The organism is Komagataeibacter intermedius TF2, assembly GCF_000964425.1.
GTDB classification, from domain to species: domain Bacteria; phylum Pseudomonadota; class Alphaproteobacteria; order Acetobacterales; family Acetobacteraceae; genus Komagataeibacter; species Komagataeibacter intermedius.
The window spans coordinates 33,293-56,984 of record NZ_BANF01000007.1; the positions used below are offsets into that span (position 1 = coordinate 33,293).

The 23,692-nt window shown below is 63.4% G+C and carries 22 protein-coding genes; 5 read left to right on the forward strand and 17 right to left on the reverse strand.

Annotated features, from left to right (window positions below; genetic code table 11):
• Positions 1-107: 107 nt before the first annotated feature.
• Together B7449_RS00720 and murI are read left to right on the forward strand one after the other, a co-directional pair.
• The gene (locus B7449_RS00720) at positions 108-869 is read left to right on the forward strand and encodes an orotate phosphoribosyltransferase (protein WP_039735593.1); all 762 of its coding nucleotides are present in this window, start codon (positions 108-110) and stop codon (positions 867-869) included.
• A 15-nt stretch (positions 870-884) separates the two neighbouring features.
• Complete coding sequence (murI, locus tag B7449_RS00725) at positions 885-1,715, forward strand: glutamate racemase (RefSeq protein WP_039735595.1); 831 nt, start codon at positions 885-887, stop codon at positions 1,713-1,715.
• Between the two features lie 213 nt (positions 1,716-1,928).
• Here the strand turns inward: murI and B7449_RS00730 are convergent, their stop codons facing one another.
• On the reverse strand, positions 1,929-2,933 hold the full coding sequence (locus B7449_RS00730) for a polyprenyl synthetase family protein (RefSeq protein WP_039735596.1): 1,005 nt from the start codon (positions 2,931-2,933) through the stop codon (positions 1,929-1,931).
• 199 nt (positions 2,934-3,132) lie between these two features.
• Here B7449_RS00730 and B7449_RS00735 point away from each other — a divergent pair, with 199 nt between their 5' ends.
• Complete coding sequence (locus tag B7449_RS00735) at positions 3,133-3,885, forward strand: tRNA1(Val) (adenine(37)-N6)-methyltransferase (protein ID WP_048883119.1); 753 nt, start codon at positions 3,133-3,135, stop codon at positions 3,883-3,885.
• Positions 3,886-3,995: 110 nt separating this feature from the next.
• On the opposite strand, the gene B7449_RS00740 is transcribed toward B7449_RS00735, so the two are convergent.
• From B7449_RS00740 to uvrC, 7 genes are all read right to left on the reverse strand, one after another.
• Positions 3,996-5,003, reverse strand: coding sequence for a ribonucleotide-diphosphate reductase subunit beta (locus tag B7449_RS00740; RefSeq protein ID WP_039735615.1), 1,008 nt, complete (start codon positions 5,001-5,003; stop codon positions 3,996-3,998).
• Between the two features lie 210 nt (positions 5,004-5,213).
• Complete coding sequence (locus tag B7449_RS00745; protein ID WP_039735598.1) at positions 5,214-7,145, reverse strand: ribonucleoside-diphosphate reductase subunit alpha; 1,932 nt, start codon at positions 7,143-7,145, stop codon at positions 5,214-5,216.
• A gap of 225 nt (positions 7,146-7,370) precedes the next feature.
• Positions 7,371-7,835, reverse strand: coding sequence for a molybdenum cofactor biosynthesis protein MoaE (locus B7449_RS00750; protein ID WP_039735599.1), 465 nt, complete (start codon positions 7,833-7,835; stop codon positions 7,371-7,373).
• A gap of 7 nt (positions 7,836-7,842) precedes the next feature.
• Positions 7,843-8,097: a molybdopterin converting factor subunit 1 gene (gene moaD / locus B7449_RS00755; RefSeq protein WP_039735600.1), complete on the reverse strand. Its 255-nt coding sequence runs from the start codon at positions 8,095-8,097 to the stop codon at positions 7,843-7,845.
• A gap of 49 nt (positions 8,098-8,146) precedes the next feature.
• The gene (locus B7449_RS00760; RefSeq protein ID WP_235721070.1) at positions 8,147-8,644 is read right to left on the reverse strand and encodes a hypothetical protein; all 498 of its coding nucleotides are present in this window, start codon (positions 8,642-8,644) and stop codon (positions 8,147-8,149) included.
• A gap of 92 nt (positions 8,645-8,736) precedes the next feature.
• Complete coding sequence (pgsA, locus tag B7449_RS00765; protein WP_039735601.1) at positions 8,737-9,336, reverse strand: CDP-diacylglycerol--glycerol-3-phosphate 3-phosphatidyltransferase; 600 nt, start codon at positions 9,334-9,336, stop codon at positions 8,737-8,739.
• A 92-nt stretch (positions 9,337-9,428) separates the two neighbouring features.
• Positions 9,429-11,315, reverse strand: a complete 1,887-nt coding sequence (gene uvrC, locus B7449_RS00770) for an excinuclease ABC subunit UvrC (RefSeq protein WP_048883120.1) — start codon at positions 11,313-11,315, stop codon at positions 9,429-9,431.
• Between the two features lie 379 nt (positions 11,316-11,694).
• Between uvrC and B7449_RS00775 the strand changes: the two genes are divergently transcribed.
• Positions 11,695-12,489: an exodeoxyribonuclease III gene (locus B7449_RS00775; protein WP_199858387.1), complete on the forward strand. Its 795-nt coding sequence runs from the start codon at positions 11,695-11,697 to the stop codon at positions 12,487-12,489.
• Positions 12,490-12,568: 79 nt separating this feature from the next.
• Here B7449_RS00775 and B7449_RS00780 read toward each other — a convergent pair whose 3' ends face one another.
• Complete coding sequence (locus B7449_RS00780; protein WP_039735604.1) at positions 12,569-13,288, reverse strand: response regulator transcription factor; 720 nt, start codon at positions 13,286-13,288, stop codon at positions 12,569-12,571.
• Positions 13,289-13,508: 220 nt separating this feature from the next.
• Here B7449_RS00780 and B7449_RS00785 point away from each other — a divergent pair, with 220 nt between their 5' ends.
• Positions 13,509-13,964 (forward strand): L,D-transpeptidase family protein, encoded by a 456-nt coding sequence (locus B7449_RS00785; RefSeq protein ID WP_039735605.1) that lies wholly within the window; start codon positions 13,509-13,511, stop codon positions 13,962-13,964.
• On the opposite strand, the gene B7449_RS00790 is transcribed toward B7449_RS00785, so the two are convergent.
• The 8 genes from B7449_RS00790 to tmk form a co-directional block, all read right to left on the reverse strand.
• Positions 13,951-15,816, reverse strand: coding sequence for a cation:proton antiporter (locus tag B7449_RS00790; protein WP_039735617.1), 1,866 nt, complete (start codon positions 15,814-15,816; stop codon positions 13,951-13,953). The genes B7449_RS00785 and B7449_RS00790 overlap by 14 nt on opposite strands.
• 113 nt (positions 15,817-15,929) lie before the next feature.
• Positions 15,930-17,225, reverse strand: a complete 1,296-nt coding sequence (locus B7449_RS00795) for an RsmB/NOP family class I SAM-dependent RNA methyltransferase (RefSeq protein ID WP_039735606.1) — start codon at positions 17,223-17,225, stop codon at positions 15,930-15,932.
• Between the two features lie 37 nt (positions 17,226-17,262).
• Positions 17,263-18,765 (reverse strand): IMP dehydrogenase, encoded by a 1,503-nt coding sequence (gene guaB / locus B7449_RS00800; protein ID WP_039735607.1) that lies wholly within the window; start codon positions 18,763-18,765, stop codon positions 17,263-17,265.
• A 207-nt stretch (positions 18,766-18,972) separates the two neighbouring features.
• Positions 18,973-19,758, reverse strand: coding sequence for an MBL fold metallo-hydrolase (locus B7449_RS00805; protein ID WP_039735608.1), 786 nt, complete (start codon positions 19,756-19,758; stop codon positions 18,973-18,975).
• A 3-nt stretch (positions 19,759-19,761) separates the two neighbouring features.
• Positions 19,762-20,559 (reverse strand): TatD family hydrolase, encoded by a 798-nt coding sequence (locus B7449_RS00810; protein WP_039735610.1) that lies wholly within the window; start codon positions 20,557-20,559, stop codon positions 19,762-19,764.
• Positions 20,556-22,094 (reverse strand): methionine--tRNA ligase, encoded by a 1,539-nt coding sequence (gene metG / locus B7449_RS00815; protein ID WP_048883123.1) that lies wholly within the window; start codon positions 22,092-22,094, stop codon positions 20,556-20,558. The genes B7449_RS00810 and metG overlap by 4 nt, the downstream gene beginning before the upstream one ends.
• On the reverse strand, positions 22,091-23,053 hold the full coding sequence (locus tag B7449_RS00820) for a DNA polymerase III subunit delta' (RefSeq protein ID WP_039732638.1): 963 nt from the start codon (positions 23,051-23,053) through the stop codon (positions 22,091-22,093). The genes metG and B7449_RS00820 overlap by 4 nt, the downstream gene beginning before the upstream one ends.
• Entirely contained in the window at positions 23,046-23,690 is a 645-nt protein-coding gene (gene tmk, locus B7449_RS00825; protein ID WP_039732637.1) for a dTMP kinase, read from the reverse strand. Before tmk ends, B7449_RS00820 begins: the two co-directional genes overlap by 8 nt.
• Between the last annotated feature and the right edge of the window lie 2 nt (positions 23,691-23,692).

Consider the following 23,692-nt stretch of genomic DNA (forward strand, 5'->3'; position numbering starts at 1 on the left):
CAATTCCGCCCACACCCCGCGCACATAGATGGATTTTCGCATCTGTTGCGGTTAATCGTCTGTGCTGTCATTGACGACACCACATATCATTTGGCCGGAGACAGGGTATGCACGACGCCACGGGGAACGGGGCTGGACTTTCAACAGGCACAACCGCATGGGATCGCGACGCCGCACTTATGACGGCGCGCCTGCTGCTGGAAATCAAGGCCGTCAACTTCCGCCCCGATGACCCATATACCCTGACATCCGGCTGGAAATCCCCGGTCTATATCGACTGCCGCCGTATCATCTTCTTCCCCCGCGCACGACAGAAGATCATGGAACTGGCGGTGGAAAAGATCGGCCGCCATGTGGGGTACGAAAGCATTGACGCCGTGGTGGGCGGCGAGACGGCGGGCATTCCCTTCGCTGCATGGATTGCCGACCGCATGATGGCCCCCATGGCCTATGTGCGCAAAAAGCCCAAGGGATTTGGCCGCAATGCCCAGATCGAAGGTGATGTGCCCGAGGGCATGCGCACCCTGCTGGTGGAAGACCTGACGACCGACGGGTCATCCAAGGTGCAGTTCGCCAATGCCCTGCGCAAGGCGGGCGCCATCGTGGACCACACGTTCGTGGTCTTCTTCTACGGCGTGTTCCCCGGCGCCTATCGCACGCTGGCGGACATGGACATCAGCCTGCATGCGCTGTGCACGTGGTGGGATGTGCTGGAGGCCTGCGCGGGCAAGCCTTACTTCTCGGAACAGGATGCCGCCGAAGTCCGCCGCTTCCTGGAAAATCCCTGCGCATGGTCGGCCAAGCATGGCGGCGTGGGCAGCGCGGAAGAAGCCCTGGAACTGAAGGCCAGACGGGACGCCGGGGCCTGAACCACGGACGGGTCGATGGCGCGTATCCTCGCTTTTGATTCCGGTATCGGGGGGTTGGGAATTGTCGCCCGCATCCGCGACCTCCTGCCCGGGATCACAGTCGATTATCTGGCGGATACGGCTGTCTTTCCCTATGGTGAACAGGCTGATGGGCCGCTGCGGCAGCGAATCGTCCGCCTGCTGGGTCAGGCCATTGCCCGCCTGCGCCCCGATGTGGTGGTGGTGGCCTGCAATACCGCCAGTACGCTGGCGCTGGACAGCCTGCGGGCCACCTATGATGTTCCGTTCGTGGGGTGTGTGCCCCCGATAAAATGGGCGGCGGACCATACCCGCACCGGCACGATCGGCCTGCTGGCCACGCGCGCCACAGTAAGGCGTCCCTACCTGCATGACCTGAGCGTGCGTTTCGCGCCCGACTGCACCCTGCTTGCTTATGGCGCGCGGGGACTGGCCGACATGGCGGAAGCCTCCTTCCGCGGCACACCTCCGGACCGGCAACAACTGAAGACAGAACTTGATGGCCTGTTCCGCCAGCCGGGCGGGAACCGGATTGACGTGGTCGGGCTGGGCTGCACGCACTACACCTTCCTGCTGGACGTGATGCGTGACACCGGGCCTGCACATATCATGTGGCTGGACCCCGCCCCGGCCGTTGCGCGCCAGACCGCCCGTGTGCTGACCCAGTGCGGCGGCGCAGCCCCATCCGTCCGGTCACCGGAACCGGAACGGGTCTTTTTTACCGCGATGCCGACCGACCTCCCTGCCCTGCTGCCCGGCCTGCGCAGGATGGGTTACGCAGCAGATGCGCCCTTCCTGTTTGGGGAGGACCTGACCCTCCTTTCCTGAACGGGCGGGAACTGATGGGTCAGCTTTGTTTCAGAAAGACGACATTTCCCGAAGCTGTCGGAAAAACGGTCACGAGAAACTTTTCGATAATCTGCAGATCTGCCCAAAGGGCAGGCTTCCAGATGGTCCCCATAAAAAAATGCCGCCTTCCCGAAGAAAGGCGGCATCCGGAAACTGTCCATTCCTGTCAGACGGTCAGCCTGAAACGTCCGCTTAACGCAGGCGGTTGACCGTATAGCTGGCCGTATCCTGCAGAAGCTGGCGCAGGCGGGTGGGTGGGAAGATGTCCAGCGCCTCGCGTGCGGCCGTGGCGTATTCCGTTGCCCGGTCAAGGGTAATGCGGATGGCCCCGGTTTGCTCGATCAGCCTGAGCGCGTGGTCAAGGTCTTCGGGACGCTGTTCACTTTCCTCAATCACGCGATGCCAGAAGGCACGGTCTTCCTCCGACCCGGCGGCATAGGCCGCCAGCACCGGCAGGGTAATCTTGCCTTCGCGGAAATCATCGCCCACCGTCTTGCCCAGATGGGCCTGATCGGCTGCATAATCCAGCGCATCATCCACCAGCTGGAACGCCATGCCCAGATTGGTGCCGTAGGATTCCAGGGCATGCTCTTCCGCCCCTTCCCGGTTGGCCACAACTGCGCCAACACGGCAGGCAGCAGCGAACAGCGCCGCAGTTTTGCCATGAATGACTTCCAGATACTGATCAATCTGCGTGGAAAGATCATTCTGGGTGGACATCTGCAGCACTTCCCCTTCCGCGATCGTGGCGGAAGCGGATGAGAGGATATTCATGACCTTGAGCGAGCCATCATCCGTCATGAGCTGGAAGGAACGGGCGAACAGAAAGTCGCCCACCAGCACCGATGCCTTGTTGCCGAATACCGCATTCGCGCTGGCCATGCCGCGACGCAGCGAACTTTCGTCCACCACGTCATCATGCAGCAGGGTCGCGGTATGAATGAATTCCACGCATGCCGCCAGCGCCACGTGCCGCTGGTGCGTGGCGTCGGGCTGGTAGCCGCACAACCGTGCGGACGCCAGCGTCAGCAGCGGCCGTAACCGCTTGCCACCCGCGGCGACCAGATGGGCTGCCAGCTGGGGAATAAGCGCAACCGGGCTGTCCATCCGCTCGACAATGGCGCGGTTACACGCGGCCATGTCGTCTGCAAGATATTCCGCCAGCTCACGCAGGGCGACTTCTGATCCATCTGCCATCGGGCGGCGAGCCCCTTCGTCTTTCTGACTTGCCGTTTCGTCGGATTCCGGCAGACTAACTGCTAGGGCCAAAAGGTTACTCTCCCGGTTCCGAATGTATGAACATAGATATGAGTATATGGGCGGCGCTGGAATAACGGTCAAGCCAGACCACGCACACACACCGCATGGGACTGATGGTACGCAGTCCCTGCCCCCCATGGGCGACGCCCCGGTCACGACGGGCACTTTGCTGGGGGGAAAGGTGGTCTATCGCCAGTTTCCGACCGGAAACAGGACTGGATTGGAACCGGTTCTGATGGCCGCTTTCGTGCCTGCACGTGCCGGAGAGGTCGTGCTGGAAGGCGGGTGCGGCGCGGGCGCGGGACTGCTGTGCCTGACGAATCGGGTACCTCGCCTTGCGGGAGTCGGGCTGGAACAGGACCCCGCCACCGCCAGTCTGGCCCGGCACAACCTGGCACTGAACGGACGCCACGACCTGCGCGTGCGGGTGGCAGCCATTCCGGCCCTGCCCGATGACCCGCTCCTGTCGGGTCCAGGCATCCGGCGCATCGACCATGCCTTCGCCAATCCGCCATGGCATGGGCATGACTCGTCGCCTTCCCCACACATGCAGCGTGACCTTGCCCGTCGCCTGCCCGCAGGCATGCTGGCGGCGTGGGTGGGTGCGCTGTCAGACCAGTTGCGCCATCATGGCACCCTGACACTCGCCCTGCCCGCCAGCCTGCTGTCCGCGGGCATCGCGGCCATGGAACGCGCGCGGCTTGGCCGCATCCGGATTTTTCCCTTCTGGCCGCGTCAGGGACATGCCGCGCGGATCGTGCTGGTGCAGGGCCGCGTGAATTCCCGCGCCGGCAGCGAAATGCTGCCCGGCCTGATCCTGCATGAAGGAAATGGTGAATTCACCCCTGCCGCCCGTGCGGTGCTGGAAGATGGCGTAGCCCTGCCGTAAGGCGCGTTGCGGAATATCCTGCACGCCACAACGATTCGGTCAGCGCCGCCTTTTTGAAAAAGCCAGCATCCGGAACTTCTGTTTTTCAGTCAGTTGTAAGGTTTTATCCTTCAGTCCGCGAACGCTTCGTCCCACGATCCGGTGGTTGCCGCGCGGCTGTATTCCGTTGCGCGATTTTCAAAGAAATTGGTGTGTTCGACCGCGTTCACCATCTCATCCACCCATGGCAGCGGGTTGGCGGCAATATCATAAAGGCCATCCAGCCCAAGCTGGCCCAGCCTGCGATTGGCGACAAAGCGGATGTACTGCCTGACCTGCGCCGCATCCAGTCCCTCGACCGCGCCCATCTCAAACGCAAGGTCGATGAATGCGTCCTCGTGCTCGACAATGTCCCGACAGATCTGGCGGATGTCATCACGCAGGGTATCGGTCCAGATTTCCGGGTTTTCCTGAATGAACACGCGGAACAGGTGGGCCATCGAATCACAGTGCAGCGATTCATCACGCACCGACCACGACACGATCTGCCCCATGCCCTTGAGCTTGTTATGGCGGGGAAAGTTCAGCAGGATGGCGAAGGACGCAAAAAGCTGCAGCCCTTCGGTAAACGCGCCAAAGGCAGCCAGCGTCCGGGCGATCTGGTAGGTATCGCTGACGGTGAACTGCTGCATGTAGTCATATTTATCCTTCATTTCCTTATATTTAAGGAACGCGGAATACTCGGTCTCGGGCATGCCGATGGTGTCGAGCAGATGACTGTAGGCAGCAATGTGGATCGTCTCGATATTCGAAAACGCCGACAGCATCATAAGCACTTCAGTCGGCCTGAACACCTGGCTGTAGTGCTTCATGTAGCAGTTGTTCACCTCCACATCCGACTGGGTAAAGAAGCGGAAGATCTGGGTCACCAGATGCCGTTCCCCGTCCGTCAGCGTGCGATGCCAGTCCTTCACATCATCAGCCAGAGGCACTTCTTCAGGCAACCAGTGGACACGCTGCTGCGTCAGCCAGGCATCATAGGCCCAGGGGTAACGGAACGGCTTGTAGACGGGACTGGCGGTCAGCAGGCTGGGTGCGTACTGTATCCTGACATCCGCGCCGGGGGCTGTATCGGTCATGGCCATGCCTGTCCTGTGCATGTTTCCAGGGCGCCGGGCAGAGTCCCGACACCCAAAACGATAGACAGCACGTCAATCCCATGTCCAGACACAATAATGATTTAAAAAACGGGCCGCCCCATACATGGAAACAGCCCGTTCAGGTCATTCAATATATTAAAACCAGAAATTTATATAAATGAATTCAGATCAATACATGAAACCGTTGCCTTACTGGCAGGCCAGACATTCCTCGTAATCCGTGGTCGTGGCTGGCGGCGTATCGCCTTCCGTTTTCGTCATGTCGCGCTTTTCCTGTCCGTCACTGACGGCGTCGGCACGCTGGATGGACAGCGAACGGCAGTAATACAGGGATTTCACCCCCCGCTTCCACGCCATGTAGTGGATCTGGTGCAGGTCGCGCTTGTGCACGTTGGCCGGCAGGAAGATGTTGATCGACTGCGCCTGACAGATGAAGGGCGCGCGGTCGGCGGCATGTTCGATCACCCAGCGCTGATCCAGTTCGAACGCGGTCTTGAACACGTCCTTTTCCTGCTGGGTCAGGAAGTCGAGATGCTGCACGCTGCCCTTGTTCAGGGTGATGGAAGACCAGACCTCGTTCGTGTTCTGGCCCTTCTGCGTCAGCAGGCGGTCAAGGTGGCGGTTGCGCACCGTGAACGATCCCGACAGCGTTTTCTGCAGGAACACGTTGGCCGCAATCGGTTCGATCCCTGGGCTGGCATTGCCCGCGATAATGGAAATCGACGCGGTGGGGGCGATCGCCATCTTGTTGGAAAAACGTTCCATCACGCCGTAATCGGCGGCGTCGGGGCATGGCCCGCGCTCTTCCGCCAGCTTGCGCGACGCGGCATCGGCCTGCGCGCGGATATGCTTGAAGATCCGACGGTTCCAGCTTTTGGCCACCACGCTTTCAAAGGGTACGTCCCTGGCCTGCAGGAAGGAATGGAATCCCATGACCCCCAGCCCCACGGACCGTTCGCGCATGGCGGCGTACCGGGCGCGTTCCATGTCGTCGGGCGCACGGTCGATGAAATCCTGCAGCACGTTGTCAAGGAACAGCATCACGTCCTCGATGAACTGCGGATTGTCCTTCCACTCATCCCACGTTTCAAGGTTGAGCGACGACAGGCAGCACACTGCCGTGCGTTCGCGCCCGTGCTGGTCCATGCCCGTGGGCAGGGTGATTTCCGCGCACAGGTTGGATGTCTTGACCTCCAGCCCAGCCAGCTTGTGGTGTTCGGGCCGGGCATTGTTCACATGGTCGGAAAAGATGATGTACGGCTCACCCTGTTCCATCCGCGCGGTCAGGATACGGATCCATAGCGAACGGGCCGAGATCTTGCGGATGACCGTATTGTCCTTGGGCGACAGCAGCGCCCATTCATCATCATCGGCCACCGCGCGCATGAATGCATCGGGCACCAGCACGCCGTGGTGCAGGTTCAGCGCCTTGCGGTTGGGATCGCCACCCGTAGGGCGACGCAGTTCAATGAATTCCTCGATTTCGGGATGCCAGACCGGCAGGTACACCGCAGCCGACCCACGACGCAGCGACCCCTGGCTGATCGCCAGCGTCAGGCTGTCCATGACGCGGATGAAGGGAATGACGCCCGATGTCTTGCCATTGCGGCCGACATTTTCACCAATCGAACGCAGGTTGCCCCAGTAGGAGCCGATGCCCCCGCCTTTGGACGCCAGCCAGACGTTTTCGTTCCACAGGTCCACAATGCCGCGCAGGCTGTCATTGGCTTCGTTCAGGAAGCACGAAATCGGCAGGCCACGCGTGGTGCCGCCATTGGACAGCACCGGCGTCGCCGGCATGAACCAGTGACGCGAGATATAGTCATACAGCCGCTGCGCATGGGCAGGATTCGCCCCGTAATAGGACGCGACCCGTCCAAACAGGTCCTGATAGCTTTCACCGGGCAGCAGATAGCGGTTGTCCAGCGTCGCCTTGCCAAACGCCGTCAGCAGCGCATCACGGGAATGGTCCACGCGAACGGGATGGTGGCCAGGCAACTGGACCACGTTATCCAGCATGTCAGACATTTCAGACATCGTCGTACTGTCCTTTCCCTGGATGGTCCCGTCCACACTGGCCGAACGATCGGGCATGCCTCCAGATACGTCATCCAGGACCATTTACATTCTCCGTCATTGGCTCACGCCAACGCACAGGGCCTTTCGATCCTGTGCCGTGCGGTGAGGTTTTATGATTTTGCCCCCTATATATGGAGTAAACGGTACCGCATTGCACTACATAATGTGTGGGGACAAATTGTGGACTGATCTTCCGAATCAGCGGGCAAGCTTGCGTCAAGACATGAAATGGGGAGAATATTTTTTAAATTTTCCTCCCCCTTCCCGTCATGTTCCCAGCGTGCCCCACCGTGCCGTCGCGGCATCATCCTGCGCGCGGGGCTGGACCCATTCACTGCGCCCGTTTGAGAATTCTTCGCGTTTCCAGAAGGGTGCACTGGTCTTGAGCCAGTCCATCATGAACTCCGTCCCCTCCAGCGCCGCCTTGCGGTGTGCTGCCGCACACAGCACCAGCACGATGGGCATCCCCACCTCCAGCCGGCCGACGCGGTGGATGACAGTGCAGCCGGTCAGGCCGAATCGCGTGCAGGCCGATTCGGCGATCTGCCGCATCATGGACTCGGTCATGCCGGGGTAGTGTTCCAGTTCCAGCGCCACCAGCCCGCCGCCCCCGCGGACAATGCCGGTAAACGCGCCCACCCCCCCCACGTCGTCACGCCTGCGCAGCAGCAGCGCAGTTTCGTGGGTGGCATCGAATGTGTCGGCCTGAACACGAACCGTAACGCAGGACATGATGGCGTCAGCCCCCCGTGACCGGTGGGAAAAAGGCAATTTCGTCATTGGCCGCAACAGGGGCGTCAACCGTGGCGAAACTGTGGTTCACCGCGACGCGGATCAGTTCGGGCCTGGCGAATATTTCCCCATACGCTCCGCCACGCGCGCGCAGCCGGTCGATCAGGTCCTGCACCGACCGCACGCCCTGCGGCAGGGGCAGCGTCTCCCCGGGGCAGCCCAGCTGGTCGCGCAGCCATGCGAAATAGAGAATGCGCAGCATTCCGGTTTCATCTCCCTGTGCCACAGCGTCCCCATGCGGCCTGTCCGCGTCATGGGGCCTGCTGTTCCTGAACCGTGCCGTCAGACGCGACCACGGTGGTGGTGCCATCGCCGTTCGGGACGACAATGGCCGAATCCGATACGCCCTTATGCGTTGCCGAAGGGCCCGAAGACAATGCGGAAACGTGCCCCCCACCTGTCGGGGCGCCATCGGGGTCCGCATCGTTGCCGATCCGCATCTCGCCCCCGGCGGGCAGGTCGACCTCACGTTCCACCAGTTGCGAACGCGCGCCAGCACTGGCGCCGTCCGCCCCGATCGCGACCAGCACCGACTGGCCCGAACGCACGACCGGCCAGATATTGCGTTCCTGCGGCATGATGGGCAGCACCTGTGGCGCCTGCCCCGCCACGCGGCGCATGTTCTCGACTTCCGCATGCGGGGTATTGGGCAGGCTGCCGGGCAGTTCCGTATTTTCGGACAGGATATGGCCAAAGCCCCCACACCCCGTCAGCCCCACCAGCAATGACAGCACCATTGCGTTGCGCACCGCGTTCTCCCCCTGACCTGTCTGGCACCGGACGGACCAGACGGCCCGCACAGGAGAGAGCAACCACGTCGCGCGTTAATTTTTCATGTAGGTCAGGAAGATAATTTCGTGGCCCCTGTCGTGCCACGGTTGACGTGGCGCAGGCCGGTGGACAGGTAGTCCCACCCGGTAATCAGGGTCAGCACGGCGGCGATCCACATCATGACCGCGCCCATCACGTCAACCGGCAGCCAGCCGATATGCAGCAGTCCCGCAGTGCTGTCGCCCGCCAGCAGGAAGCCGATGGCGGTCATCTGGAAGCCGGTTTTCCATTTCGCCAGCCGCGTCACCGGCAGGCCCACCCGCGTCGCCGCAAGGTATTCCCGCAGCCCGCTGACCAGGATTTCACGCGAAAGGATGATGATGGCCGGATACAGGCAGCCATATGGCAACCGCCCCAGCCCCGCCAGCACCATGAGCGACGCGCCCACCAGCAGCTTGTCCGCAATGGGGTCGAGCATGCGGCCCAGGTCGGAATTCTGGTTCCATGCCCGCGCCAGCTTGCCATCAAGGTAATCGGTGATGCCCGCCAGTATGAACAGCACGCACGCCGCGCAGTCGGTCTGCGGCGTATGGATGACGACAAGCCCGACAACGATGGGGACCACGACAATACGGGACAGGGTCAGGAGATTGGGCAGGTCGGTAAGCATGCTGGTACTGCTATAACGAAAGATGGGAAAAAACCGAAATACTGATAACGCCTGTCAGGCAGGTCATATGCTCACATCTGCATGACAGCCGATCACTCCCCTGTCCAGCCGGGATGGAAATATCCGTATATGGCGCGCGCCATGTCGCGATTGATGCCCGGTGCATTTTCCAGTTCCCCCAGGCCGGCCTGCCGCACGCTGCGCGCCGATCCGAAATGGTTGAGCAGCGCGCGCTTGCGTGCAGGCCCAACGCCGGGAATATCGTCCAGTTCCGAGCGCACCAGCGTTTTGGACCGCCCGGCGCGATGGGTGGTGATGGCGAAGCGGTGCGCTTCATCACGCAGGCGCTGCAGGTAATACAGCACCGGGTCACGCGGCGGCAGCTGGAATGGGGGACGGCCCTCGGTATGGAACCATTCGCGCCCTGCATCCCTGTCCGGCCCCTTGGCGATGGCGACCAGCGTCACCCCCGTCACACCCAGTTCATCCAGCACGCCGCGCACCGCCGTGTACTGTCCCGCGCCGCCATCAATCAGCAGGATGTCGGGCCAGTCCTCGGGCCGCACGCCCTCCTCCCTGTCCTTCAGTGCACGGCGGAAGCGACGTTCAAGCACCTCGCGCATCATCGCGAAGTCATCGCCCGGGGTGACCGGGCCCTTGATGGAGAATTTGCGGTAGGCGCGCCTGTCAAACCCTTCCGGCCCGCCAACCACCATCACGCCATAGGCATTCGCCCCCTGGATGTGGCTGTTGTCATAGGTCTCGATCCGGCGCGGCGGCGCATCCAGCCCGAACAGGTCGGCCACCCCCTGCAACAGCCGCGCCTGACCCGCGCTTTCCGCCAGCTTCCGCTCCAGCGCCTCGCGCGCGTTGAGTTCGGCATGTTCGATCACCGCGCGCTTTTCCCCGCGCTGCGGATGCGTGATCTCCACCCTGCGGCCCCGGCGCAGCGTCAGGGCGGATGTCAGGACATCCAGTTCCGGCAGGTCCTGGTTGACCAGCACATGGGCGGGCGGTGGCTTGTCGTCATAAAACTGGCCAATGAAGGCGGCCAGCACGTCGGGCGCGTTCTCGTCGCGCGCGTGACTGGGGAAAAACGCGCGGTTGCCATTGTTGCGTCCGGCACGGATGAAGAACACCTGAATGCACGACTGCCCCGCGATCTGCCAGATCGCGATGATGTCCGCATCCGTCACGGTGGAGGGATTGATGACGCTGGAATCCTGCTGCAGCGCCGACAGGCCGCGTATGCGGTCACGGATGGCGGCCGCGCGCTCGAACTCCAGCGCCTCGGCCGCTTCTTCCATCTCCCGCCCCAGTTCCTCGCGCATGTGCGGGTTCCGGCCCGCCAGGAAGTCGCGTGCCTGACCGGCCAGTTCGGCATAGTCCTCCCGGCTTATGCGGTCGGTGCACGGGGCGGAACAGCGGTGGATCTGGTGCAGCAGGCATGGGCGCGTGCGGCCCTGCATCTCGCTATCGGAACATGACCGCAGCAGGAAGGTGCGCTGCAGCAGGTTGAGCGTCTGGTTGACCGACCATGCGGATGCAAACGGTCCCCAGTACGACGCCCCCTTCACCGGCTTGCCGCGATGTTTGCTGATCTGGGGAAAATCATGCTTGTCCGTCAGCATGATCCATGGGTAACTTTTATCATCACGCAGCAGGATGTTGTACCTGGGCTGCATGCGCTTGATGTAGTTGGCCTCCAGCAGCAGGGCCTCGGCCTCGGTATGGGTCGTGACGATTTCCATGCTGCGGGTTTCGGACACCATCCGGCGCAGGCGCTCGGTCAGGCGGCCGATATGGGTGTAGGAGGTGACGCGCTTCTTCAGGTTCAGCGCCTTGCCGACATACAGCACATCACCCTTTGGCCCGAGCATGCGGTACACGCCCGGCGACTGCGGCATGGTCTGCAGGGCGTGGTGAATCGCCTCCACCCCCACGGGGCGGACGGGGGCGGTCGAAATGGCGGTTGTCATGGATGGCAGCCGTTCATCCACCGAAGGTGTGGATAAGTCTGTGGAGCAGCAGCAGAAAAAAACGTGCGGATGGCGGTTTTCCTTTCCTGCACTTGGATTGCCCAAAAAAACATCACTAACAATAACCCATTGTTTTAAAAAGATTATATCCCACACCCCAAGGGCCGGAAAAAAAATCCCACCCCACATGAACCCATAATGGCCCTGTCAACCCCACAGGTGGACAAATTATGGCATCTCCGTGGTGGAAAACCCGGTTTCCATTTTGCGCGGAATATCAGCCGCCTTTTGTAATTCGTTCCTGTTTTTGTCCCCCGCCGTGCAACGGATGGGCAAAAATATTCTTGTCAGCCCGCGTCCGATCGGCAATGCACCCGATATGCGTATTGTGACATGGAATATCAATTCCCTCCGCCTGCGGATGCCCCTGCTGGCCCAGCTATGCCGGGACACATCCCCCGATATCGTCTGCCTTCAGGAAACCAAGGTGCCCGACAGCCTGTTCCCGCTTGATGCGGTACAGGCGCTGGGGTTCGACCATGTCGTGTTCCGCGGCATGAAGGGCTATAACGGGGTGGCGATCCTGTCACGCCAGCCCGTAACCGTGCTGGAGGACGCGCCGGACTGGTGCCAGCGTGGGGACTGCCGCCATATCGCCGTGCGCCATGGTACGGGCGCTGACGCGATTGACGTGCATGATTTCTATGTCCCGGCGGGCGGCGATATTCCCGACCCGGTGGAAAATCCCAAATTCGCGCACAAGCTGGCGTTCGTGGAAGAAGCCCGCCAGTGGTTTTCCGGCCGGAACATGCGGCGCACCGTGCTGGTGGGCGACCTGAACATCGCCCCGCTGGAACAGGATGTATGGAGCCACAAGCAGCTGCTGAAGATCGTCAGCCATACGCCTGCCGAAACCGAGCGCCTGCTGGCATGGCAGCAGACCGGCTTTGTTGACGCCATGCGCCACTTCGTCCCCGCGACCGAGAAGCTTTATACGTGGTGGTCCTACCGCAACCGGGACTGGAGCAAATCCAACCGTGGCCGCAGGCTGGACCATGTCTGGATCACGCCTGACCTGAAGCCCGCCCTGCGTGGCATGGACGTGCTGCGCGCGGCGCGTGACTGGGACAAGCCATCGGACCACGTGCCGGTCATGATCGACCTGGACGCCTGAAAAAACGGCCCTGAACGCGACCGGGCCGCCCGAAACCGGGCGGCCCGTCAGGAAAGCCTGCAATGCGGGCCATCACCCATCAGGCGACGGCGGTCTTGCCCCCTTCGGGGTCGAGGCGGTAACCGCCCCCTTCCGTCACCAGCAGGGTGGCGTTGGTGGGATCGGGCTCGATCTTCTGGCGCAGGCGATAGATGTGCGTTTCCAGCGTATGCGTGGTAACGGCGGCATTGTAGCCCCACACCTCGTTCAGCAGCACCTGCCGCGGCACGGGGCGCGTACCCGCACGGTACAGGAACTTCAGGATCGCAGCCTCTTTTTCCGTCAGGCGGATACGACGATTCTTGGCCGTTTCCTGCAGCAGCTTGGCGGAGGGGCGGAAAATGTACGGCCCGATCGCAAAGACCGCGTCCTCGCTGTTTTCAAAAATACGCATCTGCGCGCGCAGCCGGGCCAGAAGCTCGGCAATGCGGAACGGCTTGGCGACGTAATCATTCGCACCGGCGTCAAGGCCGCGCACGACGTCCGTCTCGTCATCGGAACCGGTCAGGATGATGATGGGAATACGCTTGCCCTTGCGACGCAGGTCGGCGCAGAAATCGCGGCCATCCCCGTCCGGCAGGGAAACATCGAGGATGATCGCATCGAAACGCGCCCCCGGTTTCTGCAGTTTTTCCCAGGCCTCGGCGACGGAGCCGGCCTCGATCGCTTCAAATTCACCATCAATCTGCAGCTGTTCAACGAGCATTTGACGTAACGTCTGATCGTCGTCCGCTATCAGTATGGGACGTGCTCCTGCCATCGAACCCTCTTTATCACTTTAGTCCCGTCCCGTTAGCGGGGCGGTCTCTGTCTTGCTGTTCATGTCCGGCCACACCACCGACAGGCCACCGGCCCGACGGCCATAATGCCGTATGCTGCCGGATTAGGCCGGAGTATCATAAATACGACCCGATCCAGAGGAATTCATGATACGCGCTATTTTACAAACGAATACAGGGCTGGATGCACAACTGCATTGCATGCGCGAAATCATCCCCGCCATTATCGGCGCGGGTGGCGTCAAAAACCGCAAAACAGAGGGAGATCACGCCACTCCCAGCGGTATTCTGCCCTTACGGCGCGTATTCTATCGCGCCGACCGGGTGCCATCACCTGTTTGTCATCTGCCCGTGGAACCGCTCTCCCCTCTGGATGGATGGTGTGATGATCCTGATCATCCTGATTATAACCGATATGTAAGCCTGCCCCACCCCGCCCGGCATGAACGGCTGTGGCGTGAAGATCACGTTTACGACATCGTGGTGGTTCTTGGTTATAACGACGACCCGGTTCATTCTGGTGCGGGGTCCGCCATCTTCCTTCACCTGCCGCCAGACGGGGGGCGACCGACGGAAGGCTGCATCGCCCTGCCCGAACCCGTGCTGCGCCGCCTGCTGGCGGCGGGGCTGGGGGAAATTGACGTCAGGCCGGTATAGGTTCGGGGGCCGGTGGCACGGCAGCAGCCACCGGGGCCGCCGGGGCCACTGCGGGCGGCAGCAGCATGACGATGATGTCGCCCGCCGCCGGTTCCGCCGGAATCGCATCCTCGGCAGAGAATATCCATATCGCGCTGCCCTTGCGGATGATCATGAACAGCATCCCCGGCCCGTCCAGCAGGTCGGCTTCCTCCACATGCTCTTCCATGACATGGCTGCCAAAACGCCAGCCCTTTGCGTACAGGGAATCGATGTAGGAGAAATTCCACCCCGGTTCCCCCAGCACCTTGCCACGCGAATCCCGGCTCAGCCCGTGGTACAGGTCCAGCCTTGCCAGACCGGGACTGACCTGGAACACGCGCTGCCGCCCCAGGTCGGGCGCCATGCGCGCACAGACAAGCCCGTTATAGATCGCGTCCGGCGTGGTGGCGATCAGGTAGTCCGCCGGGCGTTCCTCCAGACTTTCCTGCCCTTCAACCGACAGCAGTTCCGCGCGCAGGATCGGGATGCCGAATCCCGCCGCCTTGTTCAGGGCGGGAGCATAGGTATCGACCATCAGCACCGGCACGCCACGGTCATGGACGGCGCGCGCCAGATTGGTGGACCACGCATTGGCGCCCATTATGGCCAGCGCGGGTTCATCCGACAGGGTCAGCCGCAGCGCACGCGCCAGCGGGCGGAGGGAAAACCCATGCAGGATCATGGTCGACGCGATCAGCGCGAACACGGCGGGCGTGATCAGGTCGCCGCCGGGATACCCAGCTTCGTGCAGTTGCAGGCCCACGACGCCCGCCACTGCCGCCGCCACGATCCCGCGCGGCGCGATCCAGCCCACGAACAGCCGTTCCTGCCATGACATGCTGGCCCCGATCGTGGACAGGAAAATACCCAGCGGCCGGACCACGAACATGACGGTGAACGTCAGCGCCATGATGGGCAGCGACAGTTCGGTCAGCAGCGCGCGCGGCAGGTCGGCCGTCAGCAGCACGAACAGGCATGACACCACGATCACGCCCAGCGATTCCTTGATCCGCTGCAGTTCCGACATGCCGGTCACATGCAGGTTGGCCAGCGCCATGCCGAACACGGTAGCCGCCATCAGCCCCGCCCCCTGCATAAGCAGGTTGCACACCGCCGCCACCCCCATGGCGAAGGCAAGGATCATGGGAATACGCAGGATTTCGGGCAGCATGTCGCGCGCGGACAGGAACTTGATCAGCACGGCGGGGAAAATGCCGCACGCAATGGCAAACATGGTGGCGAACAGCAGGTGTGGCCCGATTTCCATTGCCGCCAGCGACATGCCCCCCGTATGCAGCGGCCGGATCAGCAGGCATTCCAGCACCAGCGTCGCCAGGATGGCCGCAATGGGGTCATTGACGATGGCTTCCCACCGCAGGAAGGCCGCGACCCGTGGCCGCAGTTTGGTATGACGCAGCAGTGGCAGCACAACCGTCGGCCCCGTCACCACCACGATCGCGCCAAACAGCCATGACGTGCCCCATGGCATGTGCCCGACATAATGCGCGGCCAGCGACCCCAGCACCCAGTTGATGGGCAGGGCCGCCGCCGTCAGGCGCAGCACGCCCTCGCCCGATTCACGCCACTGGCGGAAATCAAGCGCGAGGCCGCCCTCGAACACGATGAAGGCCACGGCCATGGACACAAGCGGATGAAAATATGGCCCGATCGCCGCACCGGGGTGCAGGATGCCCAGCCCCGGCCCGAATACCAGCCCCAGGGAAAACAGCAGTACGATGGCCGGCAGCTTGAACCGCCACGCCACCCACTGGGCCGCGATCCCGCCGCCCAGCACGCACAGAATTCCAATTGCCAGGTTTGTTGCCTGCATTCCCATGTCCCGCGTTGTTGCATGTGCAAACGCAAACGCCCCTGCCGCGCGCCAGATTTATGTCATGGCCCTGGAATGCGATCGTAGCGTGTCGTTTCGCCTGTTGGATTATATCAGGAATCGCGCTGCATGATGGCAGCAAAAAAACCATCCGTATGATGCTGTCGCGGCGTCAGGCACACCTGCCCCGCCTGCGCCAGCCCCGGTGGCAGGTCATCGTGCACCCCATCAGGCGTGACCAGTGAAAAAGCGGGGTTGCGCGCAAGGAAGGCGGTGATCTGGTCGCCGTTCTCCTCACGCAGGACGGAGCATGTGGCGTAGACCATGCGCCCACCGGGGCGGACAAGGGCCGCCGCGCGGTCCATGATGTCGGCCTGCTTGGCTGTCAGTTCCAGCAGGTCCTGTTCACGCAGGCGCAGGCGCGCGTCGGGATTGCGCCGCCATGTGCCCGTGCCGGTGCATGGCGCATCGACCAGCACCCGGTCGAAACTGCCGCTGCGCCGACGCGCCCAGCGGTCGCCCGAAACCAGCAGGTGACGCTCGGCATTGTGAACGCCCGCACGGCGCAGGCGGCGCACCGCGCCCTCCAGCCGGGGTTCGGAAACATCGCACGCCACGATATGGCCGCGATTCTCCATGGTCATGGCCATACCCAGCGTCTTGCCTGCGGCCCCCGCGCAGTAATCCAGCACGCGCATGCCCGGCCGCGCGCCCACGGCGGCCACCACAAGCTGGCTGCCTTCGTCCTGTATCTCCACCATGCCACTGCGGAAGGCGGCGCATGATGTCACGGGCTGACGCCCCGCAAGCCGCAGCCCCCACGGCGACAGCGTGGTGTCCTGCGCGGCGATGCCCTCCGCCTCCAGCGCCGCGCGCGCGGTGGGCCGATCGGATTTCAGCAGGTTGACACGCAGGTCCAGCGTCGCCTCCCCCTCCATCGCGGCGAGTTCGGCCTCCAGTCCCTCGCCAAACGTCCGCTCCAGCCGGGGCAGCAGCCAGTCGGGCACTTCCAGCGCAACAGCACGCGGCATGTCGGGGTGGGTCATCTCCCTGTCCCGAAGCTGGTCGTACAGCCGTCTTTCCGGCCCGGTCAGGCCCAGCGGGGCGTAGCGTTCGCCCGTAAACAGGTCATCGGGGTTTTCGCGCCCCAGCGGTTCCACCGCCATCATCGCCAGCGCCAGCAGGCGTGGCGTCGGGTGCATGTCGACACGTTCAATCCACCACTGCAACCGCCGCCAGTGCCGCAGGATCCGCCACACACGCGCCGAAATGGCCCGGCGGTCGCCGCCGCCGATATACCGCCGTTCGCGGAAAAAGGCATTGGCCAGCGCATCGGCAGGCCGCTGTGGCGTCTCCTCCATTGCGGAAAGAAGGTCAATGGCGGCGGAAAGCCGTGCGCTGGGTGTCATGGATTATTGAACCGTTACTGTCATGAAACCGGCAGGATCAGTCCTGCCGGTAGTTGGGGGCTTCACGTGTGATGGATACGTCATGCACATGGCTTTCACGCAGGCCGGCCCCCGTAATGCGGCGGAAACGCGCACGCTGCTGCAGGTCGGCAATGGTGGCCGAACCGGTATAGCCCATGCCCGCGCGCAACCCGCCCACCAGCTGGTGGATGACCGCGCCCATGGCCCCCTTGTAGGCCACGCGCCCCTCGATCCCTTCGGGGACCATCTTGTGCGTGTCCTTGATGTCCTGCTGGAAATAGCGATCGGCCGACCCGCGGGACATGGCCCCGAGGCTGCCCATGCCGCGATAGGATTTGTAGGTCCGGCCCTGATACAGGAACACCTCGCCCGGGGCTTCTTCCGTCCCGGCCAGAAGCGAGCCGATCATGACCACGTCGGCCCCGGCCCCGATCGCCTTGACGATATCGCCCGATGTCCGCACGCCGCCATCGGCAATGGCGGGCACATCCAGTTCATGGCAGGCGGCGGATGTTTCCATCACGGCGGAAAACTGCGGCACGCCCACACCGGCAACGACGCGCGTGGTACAGATCGACCCCGGCCCGATCCCCACCTTCACGCAGTCGGCGCCCGCGCCGATCAGCGCCTGCGCGGCCTCGGGCGTTGCGACATTGCCCGCGATGATCTGGATGTCGTTTTCAATCGCACGGATCCGCTCGATGCTTTTCAGCACGCCTGAGGAATGGCCATGCGCGGTGTCGATCACCACCACGTCCACCCCGGCGGCGATCAGTTCGCGCGCACGCGCCACGCCATCATCACCCACGCCGGTCGCCGCTGCACACAGCAGGCGGCCAAGGCTGTCCTTGTTCGCCTGCGGATACTGCACCGCGCGGTCCATGTCCTTGACGGTAATCAGGCCGATGCAGCGGTCTTCGTCATCAATGACCAGCAGCTTCTCGATGCGGTGGCGGTGCAGCAGCTGCCGGGCCTGATCGCGATCGACACCGTTGCGCACGGTCACCAGGTTTTCGCGCGTCATCAGTTCATAGACCCGCTGTGCCGGGTCGGTGGCGAAGCGGACATCGCGGTTCGTCAGGATGCCGACCAGACGGTTTGTCTCGCGCTCGACCACCGGCAGGCCACTGATCCCGTGACGGGACATGGTCGCGTTGACTTCCGCCAGGGTCTGGTCGGGATAGACCGTGACGGGATTGACCACCATGCCCGATTCGAAACGCTTTACGCGGCGGACCTGCTCGGCCTGCTGTTCGATCGTGAGATTCTTGTGAATGACGCCAAGCCCGCCGTTCTGGGCCATGGCAATGGCCATGCTGTCCTCGGTCACGGTGTCCATGGCGGACGAAATCAGCGGGATATTCAGCGTGATCCTGCGCGTCAGCCGGGTTTTCGTGGATGTCTGCGACGGCAGCACATTCGATTCGTCGGGAACAACCAGCACGTCATCAAAGGCAAGGGCTTCGCGGATGCGGTCCTCAAGCCGGGGAGCGGATGTGTTTTTGGGGATGGAAGACATGATGCAGGGGCCTCGTCAGCAGATGGCGGCTTCCCCGCGCCTCGGGTCACCGACCGTTGGCGCTCCCTCTTACGGGGCTGCGTGCCCGCTGGCAAGCCTTACGCGCAGGCCTGATGCGCTTTATTGCGCAAAATACGCGACGGAACGCCGCCTTTGGTGAAAAAAAGGCAGCACCCGGAAACGGTCATCATTGCCTGTCACGCGCCCTTACGCATGCAGGCGCAGGCCATCATACGCAGCCTCGACACCGTCGGGCAGGTTGGCCTGCATCCAGCCCCAGTCCATGTCCGGCCCCATATGGGTCAGCACCGTACGCCGTGGCCGGATGATGTCGCGCCATTCCAGCACCCGCGCCAGCCACCCGTGGGAGGAATGGGCATCACGCTGGAAACAGTCGACAACCCACGTATCCACACCCCGCAGCGTATCCAGCGCCGTATCATCCATTTCCGCCACATCGGTGCAGTAGGCCATCGGCCCCACGCGCAGGCCCAGCGTCTCGGTCCTGCCATGGCACTGCCCGAACACGCTGACCTCCATCCCCGCCATGACCTGGGTGGAGGGAAGCGTCACGTGATTGACCTCCAGAATGGGACGGAAGATGTGGGGCGGCGTCCATGGGCGGAAGGCGTAGTCAAAGCGGATGCTGATTTCATCCATCACCTGCCGCGTGCCGTAAACCGGCAGCGCGCCGCCAATGATGCGGTTGATGGTCCGCAGTTCATCCAGCCCGGCAATATGGTCGGCATGGGCATGGGTGTACAGCACCGCGTCCACCACGCCGACCCGCTGCGCCAGCAGCTGGTCACGCAGGTCCGGCCCCGTATCCACCAGCAGCACCCGCCCCGGCCCGTCATTTATGATCACGGATGAACGCGTGCGGCGGTTACGCGGCTCGTTCGGGTCGCATTCGCCCCAGTCCCCTGCCCCGTCCGGGCCGCCCAGCATGGGCACGCCAGCCGAGCCGGCGCAGCCAAGAATGATCATTTCCATACGTCAGGCCGCCCGGCTGAACAGGCGGCTGAAATTGCGCGTGGTCAGTTCCGCGAACGCGGCATCCTCCATCCCGCGCAGGTCCGCCAGCACGCGTGCGGTGTAGGCCACGTATCCCGGCTCGTTCCGCTTGCCACGGCGCGGCACCGGGGCAAGGTAGGGTGAATCGGTTTCAACCAGCAGCCGGTCCGCGGGCACGTCCTTCGCCACATCACGCACCGACTGCGCGCGGTTGAACGTCGCAATGCCGGAGAAGCTGATATATCCCCCCAGTTCCAGCGCCCCGCGCGCAAGGTCCGGCCCGGATGAGAAGCAGTGAATCAGGAACGGGAACGCCCCGTTGCGCGCGGTCTCGTCGCGCAGGATGCCCAGCGTATCATCATCGGCCTCACGCGTGTGGATCACCAGCGGCAGGCCGGTGCGGCGCGCGGCGTCGATATGCACGCGGAAGCTTTCGTGCTGTCTGGGCCGGATGTCGGGCTGGCCATGGAAATAGTCCAGCCCGCTTTCCCCGATGCCCACCACGCGCGGGTCATCGGCCATCGCCACCAGGTCCGCAACGTCAGGCAGCACTTCCTCATCCACATGGTCGGGATGGGTGCCGATCGTGCACCACACCCGCAGGTCGGGCGCATCCAGCGTGGCCAGCTTCTTCTGCTGGTCCGCGCGTGACAGGCGGGTGCCGATGGTCACCATGCCATCCACCCCGGCCTGCCGCGTGCGGGCCAGGATGTCAGGCATTTCCTCATCGGAAAAATGGTCGAGGTGACAGTGGGAGTCGGTCAGTCCCGTACGGGTCATGAAGCCTCCGGTTCGACATAACGGGGGAAAATACCCTGTGGCGCAGGCAGTTCACGGCCCGCGGGCAGCGGGGTGTCGAGGGATGCGAAGTCCCGCGCATCGTCCGGCACGCCAAGCTGGGTCAGCATTTTGTCCATGCTGCCGGGCATGTAGGGCTGCAGCACGGTCGCTATGGTACGCAGCGCATCAGCCAGCACGCGCAGCACGTCGCCCATGCGGGCGGCATCGGTCTTCTTCAGCTTCCACGGGGCCTGATGGTCGATATAGGCGTTACACGCGCGGATGACCTTCCACACTTCCTCCAGCGCGTCGGTCAGGGCCTGCCGGTCGATCTGGTCATGCATGATCTGCGGCAGCAGGCTGGCGGCGGCCAGAAGCTTCGTATCCTCGGCCGTGCGGGTGCCCTGCGGCGGCAGCCTGCCATCGCAGTTGCGCGCGATCTGCGACAGGGTGCGCTGGGCCAGGTTGCCAAGGTCGTTGGCCAGTTCGACATTCATGCGCGAAATGATGGCGCGGCGACTGAGGTCGCTGTCCCCGCCAAAGGGCATTTCGCGCATCAGGAAAAACCGGATCGGGTCGAGGCCGAATTCCGTCACCAGTTCGCGCGGGTCCACCACGTTGCCCAGCGACTTGCTCATCTTCTGGCCTTCGATGGTCCACCACCCATGCGAGAACACGCGGTCCGGCAGGTCCAGCCCCGCCCCCATCAGCAGCGCGGGCCAGTAAATGGCATGGAAGCGCAGGATGTCCTTGCCCACCAGGTGCAGGTTGGCGGGCCAGAAATCCCGGCGCGGGGCCGTCTGGTCCGGATACCCCACGGCGGACAGGTAGTTGGCCAGCGCATCCACCCACACATACATCACATGCTTCGGGTCGCCCGGCACGGGAATGCCCCAGTTGAAGCTGGTGCGGCTGATGGACAGGTCACGCAGGCCCTGCCTCACGAAACTCGCCACCTCGTTGCGGCGGCTGGCGGGTTCGATGAAGCCGGGGCGGGTTTCATACAGTTCCAGCAGCCTGTCACCGAATTCGGACAGCCTGAAGAAGTACGACGGTTCCTTCACCCATTCCACGGCGGCGCCCGTGGGGGCGACCTTCTTCCCGTCCGGGCCGTCGATCAGTTCTTCCTCGCCATAGAAGCACTCGTCACGCGTGGCGTACCAGCCTTCGTACGCGCCAAGGTAGATGTGGCCGTTTTCCTCCAGCTTCTTCCACAGCGCCTGCGCGCCATCGGCATGGCGCGGTTCGGTGGTGCGGATGAAATCGTCGTACGAAATCGCCATTTTATCGTACATGTCACGGAAATCGGCGGCAACCCGGTCGGCAAAGGCAATGGGGGTCATGCCTGCCGCCTGCGCCGCCTGTTCCACCTTCTGCCCGTGTTCGTCCGTGCCGGTCAGGAAGAAAACGTCAAACCCCGCCAGGCGCTTGAACCGCGCGATCACGTCGGCCGCGACCGATGTATAGGCGTGGCCAATATGCGGCGCCCCGTTCACGTAATAGATTGGTGTTGTGACGTAGTAGCGCCGTGTCATGTTCCACTCACCCGCGCAAGCGCCGTCAGGACCGCCTGCAGTTTATCCAGATTGAATTGTTCGGTTTCCGCGCGCAGCCGTACCATGTCCTGCCACAGCAGGGCCAGTCGGGCCGGATGCGGATCCCCCTCGCGCCCCCGCTCCGCGCCGAGGGCCAGATTACGCGTCCTGTCTGATATGGCATCACACAGCAGATCGAAAAAGACGCAAAAGCCATTTTCGCGCCGGACCACCTGTTCGGCAATGTCATATCCGGCCGCGTCCCCCACCGTGCCATCCATCACGGCAGTCACGATATTGGCCAGGTCCGCCGCATTCCCCGCCAGCAGGCCAGCCGCCCGCCCCGGCGCGCCATGGGCCAGCGACAGGATGCGCGCGGCCTGTTCCGCCGGGGGGGGGGATGGCATGTCCATCAGCACCGCGCGCATGGCCGCGTCATCCAGCGGGGACAGCGCCAGCACCCGGCAGCGGCTGCGGATGGTGGGCAGCAGCCGGCCGGGCACCGATGTGGTCAGGATCAGGATCGCGCGTTCGGGCGGTTCCTCAAGGATCTTGAGAATGGCGTTGGCCGCCGTGCGGTTCATGTATTCCGCGCCATCAACAATCACGACGCGCCAGCCCCCTTCCGCCGCCGTGCGGCGCAGGAAGGCAGATATGGGGCGGATGTCATCACCCACGATCTCGCGGCGCAGGCGATGGCGCTTTTCATCCATGCCACGCGCAACCACCAGCAGGTCGGCATGGGTGCCCGCCGTAATACGCCGGCCCACGGGGCTGTCATGGTCCTGCGCGCCCAGCAGGGTACGCGCCATCATGAAGGCCATGGTGGCCTTGCCGATCCCCTCCGGCCCGGTCAGCAGCCAGGCATGGTGAAGCCTGCCGCTGCGGATGACCGACAGGAATTCCCGCCATGCCGCGTCATGCCCCAGCAGCCGGCGGCAGGCGCGTGGGTCAGGCATTGGCGACCCGGTTCAGGTACGGGGCCACAATGGCGCAGATGTCGTCGTGCACCGCCCCGGTTGCCGCACTGGCGTCAATCCGGCGGCACCGCGTGCCGTCCCGTCGGGCAATGGCGTCAAACCCCGCCGCCACGCGGGCGTGAAAGGCGGTGTCCAGTGCCTCATACCGGTCCGTGCGGCCATTGCCGCGCGCGGCCATGCGGGCTGCGGCAATGGCGGGCGGCACCTGCAGGACAAGGGTCAGGTCGGGCACGACCGGGATCAGCGCGCTCAGCCGGGCAATCATGTCCAGCAGCGCGGGCTCCCCCTGCCCCAGACCGCATCCCTGATAGGCTTCGGTGGAATCGGTGAATCGGTCGCACACCACGACCTTTCCCGCAGCAAGCGCCGGGGCGATGCAGCGGTCGACATGGTCCGCGCGGGCGGCGAAATGGGCCATGACCTCGGCCCGGGGCGACAGGTCGTGGCCGCCAAACAGCAGGAAGTCACGCAGCGCCTCGGCCCCCGGCGTGCCTCCCGGCTCCCGTGTCAGCTCCACATCCAGCCCCAGCGCGCACAGGTGATCGGCCAGCAGCCGGGCCTGCGTGGACTTGCCCGCCCCCTCGCCGCCTTCAAACGTAATGAACAGACCGGACATGG